The 16,135-nt window shown below is 67.6% G+C and carries 16 protein-coding genes; 12 read left to right on the plus strand and 4 right to left on the minus strand.

The window, feature by feature from the left end; genetic code table 11:
- Nucleotides 1-46 precede the first annotated feature (46 nt).
- The 3 genes from glpK (at nucleotide 47) to AC07YH_RS07885 (ending at nucleotide 3,767) form a co-directional block, all read left to right on the plus strand.
- Nucleotides 47-1,537, plus strand: a complete 1,491-nt coding sequence (gene glpK, locus AC07YH_RS07875) for a glycerol kinase GlpK (protein WP_494746442.1) — start codon at nucleotides 47-49, stop codon at nucleotides 1,535-1,537.
- 86 nt (nucleotides 1,538-1,623) lie between these two features.
- Nucleotides 1,624-2,664, plus strand: coding sequence for an SMP-30/gluconolactonase/LRE family protein (locus AC07YH_RS07880; RefSeq protein WP_494746443.1), 1,041 nt, complete (start codon nucleotides 1,624-1,626; stop codon nucleotides 2,662-2,664).
- Complete coding sequence (locus AC07YH_RS07885) at nucleotides 2,568-3,767, plus strand: Gfo/Idh/MocA family protein (RefSeq protein WP_494746556.1); 1,200 nt, start codon at nucleotides 2,568-2,570, stop codon at nucleotides 3,765-3,767. The genes AC07YH_RS07880 and AC07YH_RS07885 overlap by 97 nt, the downstream gene beginning before the upstream one ends.
- Here AC07YH_RS07885 and AC07YH_RS07890 read toward each other — a convergent pair.
- Both AC07YH_RS07890 and AC07YH_RS07895 read right to left on the minus strand, forming a co-directional pair.
- Nucleotides 3,764-4,441 carry a uracil-DNA glycosylase gene (locus tag AC07YH_RS07890; protein WP_494746444.1) on the minus strand — a complete coding sequence of 226 codons (678 nt, stop codon included), beginning with the start codon at nucleotides 4,439-4,441 and terminating at the stop codon, nucleotides 3,764-3,766. The genes AC07YH_RS07885 and AC07YH_RS07890 overlap by 4 nt on opposite strands.
- 1 nt (nucleotide 4,442) lies before the next feature.
- Nucleotides 4,443-5,039: a LabA-like NYN domain-containing protein gene (locus tag AC07YH_RS07895; protein WP_494746445.1), complete on the minus strand. Its 597-nt coding sequence runs from the start codon at nucleotides 5,037-5,039 to the stop codon at nucleotides 4,443-4,445.
- A gap of 48 nt (nucleotides 5,040-5,087) precedes the next feature.
- Here AC07YH_RS07895 and folK point away from each other — a divergent pair, with 48 nt between their 5' ends.
- The 5 genes from folK to AC07YH_RS07920 all read left to right on the plus strand — a co-directional run bounded on the left by folK (nucleotide 5,088) and on the right by AC07YH_RS07920 (nucleotide 11,010).
- Entirely contained in the window at nucleotides 5,088-5,576 is a 489-nt protein-coding gene (folK, locus tag AC07YH_RS07900; protein ID WP_494746446.1) for a 2-amino-4-hydroxy-6-hydroxymethyldihydropteridine diphosphokinase, read from the plus strand.
- 84 nt (nucleotides 5,577-5,660) lie between these two features.
- Complete coding sequence (locus AC07YH_RS07905; protein WP_494746447.1) at nucleotides 5,661-7,718, plus strand: M13 family metallopeptidase; 2,058 nt, start codon at nucleotides 5,661-5,663, stop codon at nucleotides 7,716-7,718.
- 257 nt (nucleotides 7,719-7,975) lie between these two features.
- Complete coding sequence (rpoZ, locus tag AC07YH_RS07910) at nucleotides 7,976-8,335, plus strand: DNA-directed RNA polymerase subunit omega (protein ID WP_099577049.1); 360 nt, start codon at nucleotides 7,976-7,978, stop codon at nucleotides 8,333-8,335.
- A gap of 233 nt (nucleotides 8,336-8,568) precedes the next feature.
- A complete protein-coding gene (locus tag AC07YH_RS07915; RefSeq protein ID WP_494746448.1) occupies nucleotides 8,569-10,647 on the plus strand; it encodes a RelA/SpoT family protein in 2,079 nt (692 codons plus the stop codon).
- Nucleotides 10,648-11,010 (plus strand): hypothetical protein, encoded by a 363-nt coding sequence (locus AC07YH_RS07920; protein ID WP_494746449.1) that lies wholly within the window; start codon nucleotides 10,648-10,650, stop codon nucleotides 11,008-11,010.
- On the opposite strand, the gene AC07YH_RS07925 is transcribed toward AC07YH_RS07920, so the two are convergent.
- On the minus strand, nucleotides 11,007-11,411 hold the full coding sequence (locus tag AC07YH_RS07925) for an NUDIX domain-containing protein (RefSeq protein WP_494746450.1): 405 nt from the start codon (nucleotides 11,409-11,411) through the stop codon (nucleotides 11,007-11,009). The genes AC07YH_RS07920 and AC07YH_RS07925 overlap by 4 nt on opposite strands.
- Nucleotides 11,412-11,493: 82 nt before the next feature.
- On the opposite strand from AC07YH_RS07925, the gene pyrE reads away from it, so the two are divergent.
- Complete coding sequence (gene pyrE / locus AC07YH_RS07930) at nucleotides 11,494-12,075, plus strand: orotate phosphoribosyltransferase (protein ID WP_494746451.1); 582 nt, start codon at nucleotides 11,494-11,496, stop codon at nucleotides 12,073-12,075.
- A 157-nt stretch (nucleotides 12,076-12,232) separates the two neighbouring features.
- Here the strand turns inward: pyrE and AC07YH_RS07935 are convergent, their stop codons facing one another.
- A complete protein-coding gene (locus AC07YH_RS07935; protein ID WP_494746452.1) occupies nucleotides 12,233-13,849 on the minus strand; it encodes a M20 family metallopeptidase in 1,617 nt (538 codons plus the stop codon).
- 158 nt (nucleotides 13,850-14,007) lie between these two features.
- Between AC07YH_RS07935 and AC07YH_RS07940 the strand changes: the two genes are divergently transcribed.
- The 3 genes from AC07YH_RS07940 to lepB all read left to right on the plus strand — a co-directional run bounded on the left by AC07YH_RS07940 (nucleotide 14,008) and on the right by lepB (nucleotide 16,133).
- Nucleotides 14,008-14,766 carry a pyridoxine 5'-phosphate synthase gene (locus AC07YH_RS07940; protein WP_494746453.1) on the plus strand — a complete coding sequence of 253 codons (759 nt, stop codon included), beginning with the start codon at nucleotides 14,008-14,010 and terminating at the stop codon, nucleotides 14,764-14,766.
- Nucleotides 14,763-15,164, plus strand: a complete 402-nt coding sequence (gene acpS / locus AC07YH_RS07945) for a holo-ACP synthase (protein ID WP_494746454.1) — start codon at nucleotides 14,763-14,765, stop codon at nucleotides 15,162-15,164. Before AC07YH_RS07940 ends, acpS begins: the two co-directional genes overlap by 4 nt.
- A 123-nt stretch (nucleotides 15,165-15,287) precedes the next feature.
- Nucleotides 15,288-16,133 (plus strand): signal peptidase I, encoded by an 846-nt coding sequence (lepB, locus tag AC07YH_RS07950; protein ID WP_494746455.1) that lies wholly within the window; start codon nucleotides 15,288-15,290, stop codon nucleotides 16,131-16,133.
- Nucleotides 16,134-16,135 lie beyond the last annotated feature (2 nt).

A 16,135-nucleotide genomic window follows, 5' to 3' on the forward strand; every position in this document is an offset into this window, starting at 1 on the left:
TGCGCCATATCGCGTCGAGATGTCGCAAGCTTGAGTGGAGGAATGCGTGGCGCAAGACCTGATCCTGGCCCTGGACCAGGGCACGACCAGCACCCGGGCCATCCTGTTCGACCGCGCCGGCCAGCCGCTGGCCGAGGCTTCGCGGCCGCTGCGCCAGAGCTATCCGCACGATGGCTGGGTCGAGCACGACGCCGAGGAGATCTACGCCGCCTGCGTGGCCGTGCTGCGCGAAGTGGCCGAGACCTCGGGCAAGGCCGACCGCATCGCCGCCATCGGCATCACCAACCAGCGCGAGACGGTGGTGATCTGGGACCGCAAGACCGGTCGTCCGATCCATCCGGCCATCGTCTGGCAGGACCGCCGCACGGCCGAGGTCTGCGGCCAGTTGAAGGACGCCGGCCACGAGCCGCGCGTCACCGAGGTTACCGGCCTGCTGCTGGATCCGTACTTCTCGGGCACCAAGATCGCCTGGACGCTGGACAAGGTCCCCGGCGCGCGGGCCCGGGCCGAGGCGGGCGATCTGCTCTGCGGCACCATGGACTGCTGGGTGATCTGGCGGCTCACGGGCGGGGCTGTGCACGCCACCGACGCCACCAACGCCTCGCGCACCCTGTTGTTCGACATCGGCGCCCAGGACTGGTCGGCCGAGATGCTGGACCTGTTCAAGGTCCCGGCGGCCCTGCTGCCCAAGGTGCTGGACTGTGTCGACGACTACGGCGCGACGAAAGCCGACATTCTGGGCCGCGAGGTCCCGATCCGGGGTGTGGCCGGCGACCAGCAGGCGGCGCTGATGGGGCAGGGCTGCGTGGCGCCCGGCCAGATGAAGGCCACCTACGGCACCGGCTGCTTCATGCTGATCAACACCGGCGAGGAGCGGCCGATCTCGCGCTCGCGCCTGCTGACCACGGTGGCGGCGCGGGTGGACGGCAAGACGACCTACGCTCTGGAGGGTTCGATCTTCGTGGCGGGCGCGGCGATCCAGTGGCTGGGCGAGGGTCTGGGCATCACCGGCGGCCCGCGCGCGGCCGAGGCGCTGGCGCGGGCCGCCAAGGCCGATCATGGCGTCGTCGTCGTGCCGGCCTTCACCGGCCTGGGCGCGCCGTGGTGGGACGCCAATGCGCGTGGCGGCGTCTTCGGCCTGACCCGCGACGCGGGCTTGCCGGAGATCGCGGCGGCCACCTTCGACAGCTGCGCCCTGCAGAGCCGCGACCTGATCGAGGCCATGCGGGCCGACGCGCCGACCGCGTTCGGCGACGCCGCGCAGCTGCGCATCGACGGCGGCATGTCCAAGAGCGCCTGGTTCTCGCAGCGCTTGGCCGACCTGACCGGCATCTCGGTGCGCCGGGCCGGCTACCAGGAGATGACCGCCCTGGGCGCGGCCCTGTTCGCCGGGGTCGGGGCGGGGCTCTACGCCTCGGTCGAGGAGGCGGCGGAGGCCAGTCCGGCCGCCGAGACCCTGTCGCCGTCGATCAAGGAGCACGAGCGCGAGGCCGCCTATGCCCGCTGGCTGGATGCGGTGCCTCGGGTCAGGCTTTAGGCGGCTACGACTTTAGTCGCACCCCCGGTTGTGGTGACATCGTTGTCACCGCATAAAGGCCCGAACCACAAGAAGCGGAGAATGCCATGACCACCCGACGCGCCGTACTGGGCGCCGGAGCCGCCCTGATCGCGGCTGGCCAAGCCTTCGCCGCTGCTCCGGCCTATCCGAAGATCGGCAAGATCCGTCGCCTGTCGCCGGAGCTGGACGCGATCATCGACGCCAATGCGCCGATCGAGCAGCTGGTTGACGGCATCACCTGGGCCGAGGGGCCGGTGTGGTCCTGGGAAGGCCAGTTCCTGTTGTTCTCGGACGTGCCTGGCAACGTCATGTACCGCTGGAGCCCGAAGACCGGGAAGACCGAGTTCCTCAAACCGTCCGGCTATGACGGTCCGCCGACCAAGATCTTCCGCGAGGCCGGCACGAACGGCGCGACGCTCAGCCTGGCCGGCGAGCTGGTGGTCGCCGATTGCGGCAACCGCAGCATCGCCAGGGTCGACTGGGAGACCAAGAAGAAGACGGTCCTGGCCAGCACGTACAAGGGCAAGAAGTTCAACAGCCCCAACGATGTGGTCGAACTGCGTGGTTCCGAGGACCAGCGCGGCTCGTACTATTTCACCGATCCGCCTTACGGCCTGGAGGGCCTGGACGCCTCGCCGGCCAAGGAGATGTCGTTCAATGGCGTCTATCTGGTGCGCCAGAACGGCGAGGTGGCGTTGATTGACGATACGCTGTCGTTCCCGAACGGCATCGCCCTGTCGCCCGACAACAAGCGCCTCTACGTCTCGAACTCGGACCCCAAGCGGCCGGTGATCATGGCCTATGACCTGGGCGCGGACGGCCTGCCGACGTCGTCCAAGGTATTTTTCGACGCGTCCGAGCTGCACAAGGCGGGCGGGCCGGGCCTGCCGGACGGCATGAAGGTCGATGGCGAAGGCCGTCTGTTCGCCAGCGGACCGGGCGGGATCATGATCCTGACGCCGGAGGCCAAGCTCTTGGGCGTGATCGAGACCGGCGGGCCGATCGCCAACTGCACGTTCGGCGATCGCGACGGCAAGACCCTGTATCTGACCTCCAACCACATCGTGGCGCGCGTACGCACCAAGACCATCGGCCTCGTACGATAAGGGAGCGAAACATGGACGAGATCAGCAAGCGGACATTCCTGGCGGCTGGTCTCGCCGCCACTCTGCCTCTAAAAGCCCAGGCCGCCGAGCCCGGCCGCAAGCTGGGCTACGCGATCCTGGGGCTGGGCTACTACGCCACCAAGATCATCATGCCGCGCTTCGCCGAATGCGAGCACGCCAAGCTGGTGGCCCTGGTCAGCGGCACGCCCGAGAAGCTGAAGACCTTCGGCGAGCAGTACGGCGTCCCGGAAAGCCATCGCTACAGCTACGAGACCTTCGACAAGATCGCCGACAACCCGGACGTCGACATCGTCTATGTCGTGACGCCTAACAGCCTGCACCGCGTCTTCACCGAGCGGGCGGCCAAGGCCGGCAAGCACGTGATGTGCGAGAAGCCGATGGCCACCACCTCGGCCGACGCCGAGGCGATGATCGCCGCCTGCAGGAAGGCCGGCCGCAAGCTGATGATCGGCTATCGCAGCCGCTTCCAGGCCCACAATATCGAGGCCATCAAGCTGATCCGCGAGGGCGCGATCGGCCCGGTGCGGACGGTCGTCGCCGACGCCGGCTTCACCATCGGCGATCCCACCCAGTGGCGGCTGAACCGGGCCCTGTCCGGCGGCGGCAGCCTGATGGACATCGGCATCTACAGCCTCAACGCCGCCCGCTATCTGACCGGCGAGGAGCCCGTCGCGGTCAACGCCTTCGAGAACACCGACCGCAAAGATGTCCGCTTCAAGACGGTCGATGACCTGATCAGCTTCCAGCTGCTGTTCCCGTCCGGCGCGATCGCCAACTGCAACTCGGCCTACAGCGCCAACTTCAACCGCTACCGGGTCACGGGGCCGAAGGGGTTCGTCGAGCTCGACCCGGCCACCAACTACGAGGGCCAGGCCATGCGGACCCGGCTGAACGGCCAGACCACCCCGCGCGAGCCGACCCCGACCGCCAAGAGCCAGTTCGCCGGCCAGCTGGATCACTTCGCCGAATGCATCCTCGCCGGCCGCGAACCGATCGTTCCGGGCGAAGAGGGCCTCAAGGACATGCGCCTGATCGAGGCCATCTACCGCGCGGCGCGGGAAGGGCGGACGGTGAAGGTCTAGGGCGTCTCGTCCAGATAGGCCTTCACCCGCGCGAACAGGTCCTCGAACATCGGCGTCGTCAGGCGGCCGGTGTTCGTGTTGAGGCGCGAGCAGTGGTAGCTGTTGAAGATCCGATACGGGCCGGCCTGGAACTCAGAGCCGTGGCCGGGGATGCCCGCCGAGGCCTTCAGGCCCAGGGTCTTCAGGACGTTGCGCCGCGAGACGTCGCCCAGGGTGACGATGACCTTCAGGTTCGGGAACATGTCCAGCCGCGCCTTGAGGAACGGCCGGCAGTTGTTCTCTTCCGAGGTCTCGGGCTTGTTGCCGGGCGGGGCGCAGCGGACGGCGTTGGTCACGGCCGCGCCGACCAGCTTCAGGCTGTCATCGGGCCGGGCCTCGAACTTGCCGGTGGCGAAGCCGAACTTGATCAGGGTCTCGTAGAGCAGGGTCCCGGCATAGTCGCCGGTGAACGGCCGGCCGGTGCGGTTGGCGCCCTTGCGGCCGGGGGCGAGGCCCGCGACCAGCAAACGCGCGTCCTTGTCGCCGAACGAGGGAGCGGGGCCGTTGAACCAGTCCGGATAGAGGTCCTGGTTCTCGCGGCGATAGGCCACCAGGCGCGGGCACAGTGGGCAATCGCGCGGCGGCTCGGCGGGGTTGGGGACGGTCTCGCCGACGATGTTGGAATGCTGGGTCATCTCAATACTCGTCGTCGGCTTCGCGTTCGGCCGGGGTGCGGTTGTCGCTGACCGGGCGCGGCTGGATTCGCTGCGGGCGGCCGATGATGTTGCCTAGGTCGTTGAGGTCGACGAAGTTGTCGGCCTGGCGGCGCAGGTCGTCGCTGGTCATCGGCGGCTGGCTCTTCATGGTCGAGACCACGGTGACGCGGCGGCCCTTGCGCTGGACGGCCTCGACCAGGGCGCGGAAGTCGCCGTCGCCCGAGAACAGGACGAGGTGGTCGGCGGTCTCGGCCATCTGCAGCATGTCCACCGCGATCTCGATGTCCATGTCGCCGCGCCAGCGCTTGCGACCCTGGCTGTCGGTGAACTCGCGGGCCGGCTTGGTCACCAGGGTGAAGCCGTTGTAGTCCAGCCAGTCGACCAGCGGGCGGATCGGGGAATAGTCGTCGTTTTCCGCGATCGCCGTATAGTAGTAGGCTCGGATCAGGACGCCGCGCTTTTTGAACTCGTCGAGCAGCTTGCGGTAGTCGATGTCGAAGCCCAGCGCCTTGGCGGCGGAATAGAGATTGGCGCCGTCGATGAACAACGCCAGACGGTCGGTCGGATAAAAGGTCACTGTAATCCCTTGAAAAATCAGGTCGCTCGAAATGACTTGGACGAGGCCGTGATCGTGGCGCTCGGCAGTAATCTGCCGGGACCCTACACGAGTCGCGAGGCGCTGTTGGAAGCCGCGCTGGCGGCCCTGCCGGAGGCGGGGCTGGCGCTGGTGACCCGCTCGACCTGGTGGGCCTCGGCGGCCTGGCCGGACCCGGCGGGACCCGAATACCTGAACGGCGTGGCCATCGTCGCCACCGACCTGTCGCCGGCTGACACCCTGGCGGCGCTGCACGCGGTCGAGGCGCGCTTCGGACGGGCGAGGGGAGAGGCCAATGCGCCGCGCACCCTGGACCTCGACCTCATCGCCCATGGCCGAACGGTGCTGGAGGGCGACCTCACGGTGCCGCATCCACGCGCTCATGAGCGGCTGTTCGTGATGGGGCCGCTGGTCGAGCTGGCCTCGGCCTGGGTGCACCCGGTCAATGGCGAGCCGGCCTTCCGCCTGGCCGCCAACGCCAGCATCGGGCGCGACGCGCGCTCCATTGCCAAAGTTTAATCCCCGAGCGGATCAAGCGGCGCCCATAGTCCCGCCCAAATTCCGCGCCAAGCGTGCCCGCACGCTCATCTGGACTCCGCTCACATGACCCTGACCCGTTCGCTGCTCGCCTGCGCCGCCGCCTGCGCGCTGCTGACCGCCGCGCCCGCCGCCTTCGCTCAGGCCCAAATGGGGGCCAAGAGCGGCGTCGATCTGACCTCGATCGAGAAGTCCATCAAGCCGGGCGACGACTTCTGGACCTACGCCAACGACAAGTGGGTCAAGGCCCACCCGATCCCGGCCGACCGCAGCAGCTACGGCATCACCGCTGTGATGGTGGAAGAGGCGAGCAAGCGCACGGTCGACCTGATCCAGGACGCCGCCAAGGGCGGCAAGGGCGATGGCCAGAAGGTCGGCGACTACTACGCCAGCTACATGGACGAGGCCGGCATCGAGGCGAAGGGCCTGACGCCGCTGAAGGCGGACCTGACCCGCATCGCCGCCATCAAGGACAAGAAGGGCCTAGCCACCGTGCTAGGCGGCAATATCCGCGCCGATGTCGACGCCCTGAACGCCACCGACTTCTACACCGACAACGTCCTGGGCCTGTGGGTCTCGCCGTCGTTCGACGACACCAGCAAGTACGCGCCGTTCCTGCTGCAGGGCGGTCTGGGCATGCCCGACCGCGAATACTACGTCTCCGACAAGGCCTCGATGGTCGAGGCGCGGACCAAGTACCTGGCCCACGTCGAGAAGATCCTGACCTTGGGCGGCGTGGCCAACGCGGCCGCCAAGGCCAAAGCGATCGTGGCCCTGGAAACCCAGCTGGCCCAGGCCTCGGGCACGCGCGCCGACAGCGCCGACGTCCAGAAGGCCAACAACAGCTGGACCCCGGCCGACTTCGCCGCCAAAGCGCCGGGCCTGGACTGGACCGCCTTCTTCACGGCCGCCAAGCTTTCGAGCCAGCCGCGCTTCATCGTCTGGCATCCCACCATGATCACGGGCCTGGGCAAGGCCGTCGCCGGCGTCTCGCTGGACACCTGGAAGGACTACCTGACCTTCCACCTGATGGACCACTACAGCAACGTCCTGCCCAAGGCCTTCGTCGACGAGCGCTTCGCCTTCTACGGCCAGGGGCTGCAGGGCACGCCGCAGCTGTCGCCGCGCTGGAAGCGGGCCGTCGGCTCGACCAACGCCGTGCTCGGCGAGGCGGTCGGCAAGCTCTATGCCGACAAGTACTTCTCGGCCCAGGCGAAAGCCGAAGTGACGGCCATGGTCGACAACATGAAGGTCGCCTTCGAGAAGCGCATCGACGGCCTGGACTGGATGGACCCAGCCACCAAGGCCGAGGCCCGCAAGAAGGTCGCCGTACTGAAGGTCGGCGTCGGCTATCCCGACACGTGGCGTGACTACTCGGCCTATGCGGTGGTGCGCGGGGATGCGTTCGGCAACCTGAAGCGCTCGGAGGAGGCCGACTACGCCGCCGACCTGGCCAAGCTGGGCCAGCCCGTCGATCGCGGCGAGTGGGTGATGACGCCGCAGACGGTCAACGCCGTGAACCTGCCGATGCTGAACGCCCTGAACTTCCCGGCCGCCATCCTGGCCCCGCCGAACTTCGACCTGGCCAATGACGCCGCCGCCAACTACGGCGCGACCGGGGCCACGATCGGCCACGAGATCAGCCACAGCTTCGACGACCAGGGCGCGCAGTTCGACAGCCAGGGGCGCCTGCGCAACTGGTGGACGCCGGCCGACTTCGATCACTTCACCAAGGCCGGCGCGGCCCTGGCCGACCAGTTCGACACCTACAAGCCCTTCCCGGACCTGGCGGTGAACGGCAAGCAGACGCTGAGCGAGAACATCGCCGACGTCGCCGGCCTGGGCGCGGCGCTGGACGCCTACCACGCTTCGCTAGGCGGCAAGCCCGCGCCGGTGATCGACGGCATGACCGGCGACCAGCGCTTCTTCCTGGCCTTCGCCCAGAGCTGGCTCGGCTACGACCGTCCGGCGGCCCTGCGCCAGCAGCTGATCACCGATGGCCACGCGCCGGACCAGTACCGCGCCAGCACGGTGCGGAACCTGGACGACTGGTACGCGGCGTTCGACGTGAAGCCGGGGGATGCGCTGTACCTGCCGCCGGAGAAGCGCGTGAAGGTCTGGTAAAAACTAGATCCTCCCCCGCGTTGCGGGGGAGGTGGCCCGGAGGGCCGGAGGGGGCGAGCTCGGCCTAAGCCGCATTAGCCCCCTCAGTCGCTCCGCGACAGCTCCCCCGCATCGCGGGGGAGCATCTTGAAGCCTAGACATTGACCTGCGAAGCGGGCATAAGCGCCCGCTCGCAAAAGCTGATGTTATTGCGCGACATTGCGTGTCGCCGCACAGAAGCCTATTTTGCGATAGCTAATCGGCAGCCCGAGGAACTCATGGCCCGCGTCACCGTCGAAGATTGCGTCGAGAAGGTTCCGAACCGCTTCTCGCTGGTTCTGCTCTCCGCGCACCGCGCCCGCGCCATCTCGGCCGGCGCCGCGCTGATGGTCGACCGCGACAACGACAAGAACCCGGTCGTCGCCCTGCGCGAGATCGCCGACGACGTCATCGACCACGAAGGCCTGAAGGAGCACCTCATCAGCACGCTGCAACGCGTCGATGAGCACACCGAAGCCGAGGAAGAGGCCGAAACCCTGGCCCTGCTGGCCGATCCGAGCCACATGCAGATGAGCGAACTGGAACTGGTCCGCGCGCTGCAGAGCGACCGTGACGGCGGTCAGGAGGAGCGGTACTGAGCCCCGAAGGCGCAGCCCCTCTGACCCTGGAAGCAGTCCACGAGACCGCTTCACCCGAACGCGCGCCCGATGCAGAATCGGGCGCGTCTTCGTCTGTAGCTCCGGCCGTCGCCGTCGAGCCCGCGCCCAAGCCGCGCCCCAAGTTTCTTCGCCAGTATGAGCTGATCGAGCGGGTCCACGCCTACGACCCGACGGCCGACGAGGCCCTGCTCAATCGCGCCTATGTCTACGCCATGCGGATGCACGGCTCGCAGACCCGGGCCAGCGGCGACCCCTACTACGCCCACCCGATCGAGGTGGCGGGCATCCTCACCGAGTACCGGCTGGACACCGCGACCATCGTCACGGCCCTGCTGCACGACGTGATCGAGGACACCCCGGTCACCAAGGAAGAGATCGCCAAGCTGTTCGGCGACGAGATCGGCGAGCTGGTCGAGGGCGTCACCAAGCTCAGCAAGCTCGAGCTGCAGGCCGAGCACATGCGCCAGGCCGAGAACCTGCGCAAATTCATCCTGGCCATCTCCAAGGACGTCCGCGTCCTGCTGGTCAAGCTGGCCGACCGTCTGCACAACATGCGGACGCTGCACTTCATCAAGAACCAGGCGAAACGCGAGCGCATCGCCCGCGAGACGCGCGACATCTACGCGCCGCTGGCTCGCAACATCGGCTGCCACAAGATCTGCGTGGAGCTGGAGGAGCTGTCCTTCCAGCACACCAATCCGGTGGCCCGTGACGCCATCCTGCGGCGCCTGGACAAGCTGCGCGAGGAGCAGGGCGGGGCGGTGGCCCTGGTCAGCCAGGAAATCTCGGCCCGCCTGGAATCGGCCGGCCTGCCGGCCCGCGTATTCGGCCGCGAGAAGTCGCCGTATTCGATCTGGCGCAAGCTGCAGCGCAAATCGATCGGCTTCTCGCAGATGGCCGACATCTATGCGTTCCGCGTGATCGTCGACAGCGAGGAAGACTGCTACCGCGCCCTGGGTGTCGTGCACCGGGCCTGGTCCAGCGTGCCCGACCGCTTCAAGGACTACATCTCGACGCCGAAGCGGAACAACTACCGCTCGCTGCACACCACGGTGGTGGGGCCGCGCGGCATGCGGATCGAGATGCAGATCCGCACCGAGAGCATGGACCGCGTCAACGAAGAGGGCGTCGCCGCCCACTTCCGCTACAAGGACGCCTCGTATGGCCTCGACCTGGAAGGCATGGAAGCCGCCGGCGGCCGCGATCCGCTGGCCAACCTGCGCCAGCTGGTCCAGGTGCTGGAGCATGGCGGCGACTCCGAAGAACTGGTCGAGCACGCCAAGCTCGAGATGTTCCTCGACCAGGTGTTCGTCTTCACGCCGAAGGGCAAGCTGGTCAGCCTGCCGCGGGGCGCGATGCCGCTGGACTTCGCCTATGCGGTCCACACCAGCGTCGGCGACACCTGCATCGGCGTGAAGATCAATGGCGAGCTGAAGCCGCTGCGCACGCCGCTGGTGAACGGCGACGTGGTCGAGGTGGTGCGCGGCTCCAAGCCCGTGGTGCCGCCGGACTGGCGCTCGCTGACGGTCACGGGCCGGGCCCGTTCGGCCATCCGTCGCCATATCCGTCAGACCGAGAAGGAAGAGTTCCTGCGCCTGGGCAAGGCCTCGCTGGAGCAGGTCTTCGAGCGCGCCGGCAAGAAGCTGAAGGACGTCTCGCTGCGGCCGATCCTGGAACGCTTCGCCCTGGAGGGCGACGAGGCGCTGTTCGACGCCGTCGGCCGTGGTCGTGTCTCGCCCAGCCAGGTGCTGGAGACGGCCTATCCGGGCATGAAGGACGCCGATCGCGAAGCCGCCACGGCGCGCCGCAAGATCGAGGGCGGCCAGGACGCGACGCTCTATGTGCGCGGCGGCGGCCTGACCCCGGGCGTGTCGCTGCACTTCGCCCACTGCTGCAGCCCGGTGCCGGGCGACCGCATCGTCGGCATCCTGCGCGAGGACGGTGAGGGCCTGGACGTCCACACCATCGACTGCCCGCGCCTGGCCGAATACGAGGACCACGAGGAACTCTGGCGCGACCTGAACTGGACGCCCGAGGCCGAGCGCTCGACCATCTCGCTGACCCGCCTGCACGCCACCATCCAGAACGCCCCGGGCGTGCTGGGCCTGGTCTGCACGATCATCGGCGAGGCCGGCGGCAACATCGTCAACCTGCGCATGCACCATCGTCAGAGCGACTTCTTCGATGTGGATATCGACGTCGAGGTCCGTGACGCCAAGCACCTGACCAACATCCAGGCCGCCCTGCGCGCCTGCCCGTCGGTCGAGACCGTGGACCGGACCCGGGGCTAGATGAGCGCGCTGAGCAAAGACGACCTCGAGCTGGTCGAGGCGTGCCTGGAGATCGAGCCGGAGAACGACTTCGAGCTCGACGACGATCCCTGGCAGCACCTGTCCGAACTGGCCGAGGAAGACGCGGCGCGCGGCTTTGCGGTGATCACCGAGATCGCCCGGCGCAGCAGCGACCTGACCACCATGTCGGGCCTGGGCGAGGGGCCGCTGGAGATCCTGCTGGAGGTCAAGCCGGCGCTTGTGGACGCTGTGATCGAGGAGGCGCGGCGCACGCCGGGCCTGCGGATCGCGCTAGGCTTCGCCTGGACCGGCGGTCTTGGCCGGCCCGAGCAGCTGAAGCTGAACCAGCTGCTGAAGAACTAGCGCCGCAGCGCCGCCACCGCATCGATGCTGCCCGCCGTCATCGGCGAGGGCAGGGCGTCCAGCGCGAACCAGCCCCACTCGTGGATCGCGTGGGCTTCCTGGATCGCCGGCTCGCCTTCGAAGCTCTCGACCGAATAGGTGATGGCCACCCAGTGGTAGTCGGGGGCGACCATGTCGGTGACGGCCAGCACGCGGCCGGCCTTGATGGTGACGCCCAGTTCCTCGTTGATCTCGCGCTCGGCGCAGACGTGCGCGGCCTCGCCCCAGTCCAGCTTGCCGCCGGGCACGCCCCAGTGGTCGGCCTCGGGGTTCTTGACCCGCTTGACCAGCAGCAGCCGGCCTTGAGCATCGAGGATGGCCGCGCCGCAGCCGACGCGAGGACGTTGCACTTCTTCGGTCATGAGGGGCGGTAAAGCGCGAAACGCCCGCGCGAGGCAAGCCGGCGTTTGAAGACTCGGCCGCTTGGTTCTATAGGCGAGCCTCATGACCAACGATGACGTCCTCGACGAATTCCGCGCCGCAGGGGCCCTGCGCGAAGGCCACTTCGTGCTGTCCTCCGGCCTGCACAGCCCGGTCTTCCTGCAGAAGAACCTGGTGTTCATGCGCCCCGAGCGCTGCGAGCGGCTCTGCAAGGCCCTGGCGGAGAAGATCATCGCCACGGTCGGCGCGGTCGATGTCGCCGTGTCGCCGGCCGTCGGCGGCATCATCCCCGGCTACGAGACCGCCCGTCACCTGAACGTGCCGTCGATCTATGTCGAGCGCGAGGGCGGCAGCTTCAAGTTCCGCCGCGGCTTCCACCTCGAACCCGGCCAGAAGGTCGTGATGGTCGAGGACATCGTCACCACCGGCCTGTCGTCGCGCGAATGCATCCAGGCGATCAAGGACGCCGGCGGCGACGTCGTGGCCGCCGCCTGCATCGTCGACCGCTCGGGCGGCAAGGTCGATGTCGGCGTGCCGCTGGTGTCGCTGTGCAGCCTGGAAGTCCCGGCCTATCCGGCCGACGCCCTGCCGCCGGAGCTGGCGGCCATCCCGATCGAAGACCCGGGCAGCCGCCGTCTGCGCTGAGGGCCTGGCTAGCTCCCCCTTCTTGTCATCCCGGAAAGCGCGCAGCGCTTGTCCGGGACCCAGGGGCGGCCGGCACAGAGTTCACGCACCCCCTGGGTCCCGGACAGCCTCTGCGAGGCTTCCGGGATGACAAGGGTTTGGCGCCTATCTCTACCGATCAGTCCTTGGCCGGCGGCGTCAGCTGCTTGACCGGCCAGGCGACGCCCAGCTGTTCCAGATAGGTCCCGTACTTGTCGGGGTCGTAGTAGTACTTCTTCATCTCGGGCCGGTACTGGGCCATGATGTTGGCGTTAATCTGGGTCTGCGGCTTGTCGCTCGCGGCCAGCATCGGCACGTACTTCTGCGTCTTGGTCTGGACGTCGGTGAAGTAGGTCTTGGCCTCGGCCAGCAGCTTGGGCTGGGTCAGCAGGTCTAGCGCCGTCATCGCCACCACCTTCGAGCCCGCGACCACGCCCTTGTGGGCGATGGGCGTAGCCATCGAGATGGCGTTGGCCCAGTGGTGGCCCGGCAGGTCGGGGATGTTCGACGGATAGTTGATGGTGATCGTGGGCATGATCCACGAGATGTCGCCGATGTCGTCCGAACCGCCGCTTTCGGGCTTCTCCTCCGGGGGCTTCAGGCCCTTCAGCTTGACGTCGAGGCCTTCCTGCTTGGTCGAGCCGACGTTCTTCTGCACCGCTTTCGCAAACGCCTGCTCGTCGTCGGTCCACTTGGGCAGGCCGACCAGCTCGATGTTCTTCTGCGCCGCCTCGGCCATCGGCTTGTTGAAGTGGCGCGGGGCGGCCGTGCCGACGATGGCGTAGTCCATCTTGGTGTCGGTCATGTCGGCCGCCGCCTTGGCGATCTTGTTGCCGATGTCCCAGTTCTTCTTGATGGCGTCGAAGGTCTGTTCGCGGAAATAGTACCAGACGGTCGCTTCCGACGGCACGACGTTGGGCTGGTCGCCGCCGTCGGTGATCACATAGTGCGAGCGCTGCTCGGGCTTGAGGTGCTCGCGGCGCATGTTCCAGCCCATGTCCATGAGTTCTACGGCGTCCAGCGCCGAGCGGCCCCGCCAGGGCGCGCCGGCCGAGTGGGCGGACTCGCCGTGGAAATTGTACTTGATGGAGACGAGGCCCGTGCCCGACGGCTGGCCCCAGGCGGTCTGCAGGTTCGAACCGACGTGGGTGAAGATGGTGGCGTCGACGCCTTTGAACACCCCGTCGCGGACCATGTAGGCCTTGCCGGCCACCAGCTCCTCGGCGACGCCGGGCCACAGGACCAGGGTGCCGGCGATGTTGTTCTTGACCATGATGTCCTTGACCGCCAGGGCGGCGACGACGTTCAGGGCCTGGCCGGAATTGTGGCCCTCGCCGTGACCTGGGGCGCCGGGGACGATCGGATCGTGCCAGGGCACGCCCGGCTTCTGCGAGGCCTTGGGGATGCAGTCGATGTCGCTGCCGAGGGCAATGGTCGGCCCGCCGGTCCCGTGGGTCCAGGTCGCGGTCCAGGCGGTGGGAATCCCCGAGACGCCGCGCTGGATGGTGAAGCCGTTCTGCTCCAGCACCTTGGTGATGTAGGCCGAGGTCTCGACCTCCTGGAACCCCAATTCGCCGAACGAGAAGATCTCGTCGTTCATCACCTGGGCTAGCTTGGCGCGGCTCTCGACGCCGGCCACGGCCTGCGCCTTCAGGGTCTTGAGGTCGGCGGCGGATGCCCCAGTTGCGAGCGAGCTCGCCAGGGTCAAAGCCAGCAGGCCGGCGCTCGCGGCCAGCCATGTCTTGTTCGTCTTCATACGCCCCTCCCATAAGTAGAGCGTATACGATTATCCGGCCACGCGGCTTTGTCCATGCGCCAGCACTGGCGCCGGCCCGTGAAATTCCCACCTGCACAGGCAGGCGGCGGGGCCTTAGAGTCCGGCCGAGTCTTTTTGGGTTGCGACGGGAAGAGCCGATGAGCTTGCGACTGGGCGTCAATATCGACCACGTGGCCACGATCCGGAACGCGCGCGGCTCGTCCTATCCCGAGCCCGTGCGCGCGGCTGAACTCGCTTTGGCCGCCGGGGCCGACGGCATCACCGCCCACCTGCGCGAGGACCGCCGCCACATCAGCGACGCCGACATCGCCGTGCTGACCGACCTCTGCCACAAGCGCGGCAAGCCGCTGAACTTCGAGATGGCCGTCACCGACGAGATGGTCGGCATCGCCCTGAGCGCCAAGCCGCACGCCGCCTGCCTGGTGCCCGAGCGCCGCGAGGAGGTCACCACCGAAGGCGGCCTCGACGTGGTGAAGGGCCAGAACCGCATCGCCGACGCCACCGGCCGCCTGCGCACCGTCGGCGCGCGGGTGTCGCTGTTCATCGAGGCCGATCCCGACCAGATCCGAGCCTCGGCGGCCGTTGGCGCCCAGGTCGTCGAGCTGCACACGGGGGCGTATTGCGACGCCTTCCGCGAGGGCCACTTCGAGCGCGCCGAGGCCATCCTGGAGCGGCTCAAGAAAGGCACGACTCTGGCCGCCAGCCTGGGCCTGGAAGTCCATGCCGGCCACGGCATCGACTACGCCACCGTCAAGCCGATCGCCGCCATCCCCGAGATCGCCGAGCTGAACATCGGCCACTTCCTCATCGGCGAGGCGATCTTCGTCGGCCTGCCGCAGGCCATCCAGCGCATGCGTCTCTTGATGGACGCCGCCCGCCTGGAGCAAGCGGCGTGATCATCGGCATCGGCTCGGACCTCTGCGACATCCGTCGCATCGAGAAGTCGCTGGAGCGCTTTGGCGACCGCTTCACCAACAAGGTCTTCACCGAGATCGAGCGCAAGCGGTCCGAGCGCAAGCCCGACCGCGCCTCCAGCTACGCCAAGCGCTTCGCCGCCAAGGAGGCCTGCTCCAAGGCCCTGGGCACCGGGCTGAAGCGCGGCGTGCACCTGGCCGGCATGGGCGTGGTCAACCTGCCGTCGGGCAAGCCGACCATGGCCCTGACCGGCGGGGCGCTGGAGCAGCTGAAATCCATGACCCCCGAGGGCATGGAGGCGGTGATCCACCTGTCCCTGACCGACGATCACCCCTACGCCCAGGCCTTCGTGATCATCGAGGCTCTGCCCAAGACCTGAACGGCGGTCCAACCTTCGCCTTAAAGCCAAGCTAACGCGCCGCACTTGCCCCTGTGGCCAAGCCCGTCTAGCAAAGCCGAACCGGTTCGCCGGCAAATCATCTTCGAAGAGCTCAGCGCCCGCATGACCGACGCCGCCGACGACATCACGCCGCCCGAAGAGAAGGGCGTCGTCGCCGAGCTCATCGAGATCATCAAGACCGTCGCCTACGCCCTGGGCATCGCCCTGGTGCTGCGGGTCCTGCTGTTCCAGCCCTTCACGATCCCGTCGGCCTCGATGGAGCCCAACCTCTATCAGGGCGACTACATCATCGTGTCCAAGTTCAGCTACGGCTGGAGCAAGCACTCGATCCCGTTCAGCCCGCCGATCATCAAGGGCCGCATCCTGGGTCACGCGCCGACGCGCGGCGACATCATCGTCTTCAAGCTGCCGCGCGACAATCGCACCGACTATATCAAGCGCCTGATCGGCATGCCGGGCGACAAGGTCCAGATCCGCGGCGGTCAGGTCTACATCAACGGCAAGGCCCTGCCGCGCAAGGAACAGGCGCCGGCCCTGGTCGACACCGGCTATGGCTTCACCCAGCAGGTCCAGCGTTTCCAGGAAACCAATCCGGAAGGCCGCCAGTACAACACCCAGGACTTCGGTCCCGACAGCCGTGGCGACAACACCGGCGTCTATACCGTCCCGGCCGGCTGCTACTTCTTCATGGGCGACAACCGCGATAACTCGGCCGACAGCCGCTTCGACCCTGGCGTTTCGCCGTACAAGGAAGCGACCTGCAAGTGGGACTACGAGCTGGACCAATATATCGGTGACGAGGTCGGCGTCGGTTTCGTGCCCGCCGAGAACCTGGTCGGCCGCGCCCAGATCATCCTGCTGTCGTGGAACGCCGAGGCCAGCCTGTTCAAGCCGTGGACGTGGTTCCTGAACGCCCGTCCCAGCCGCTTCTTCCACGTGCTGAAGTGATC

The sequence above is a fragment of the Caulobacter sp. GW456-12-1-14-TSB4 genome (assembly GCF_059424195.1).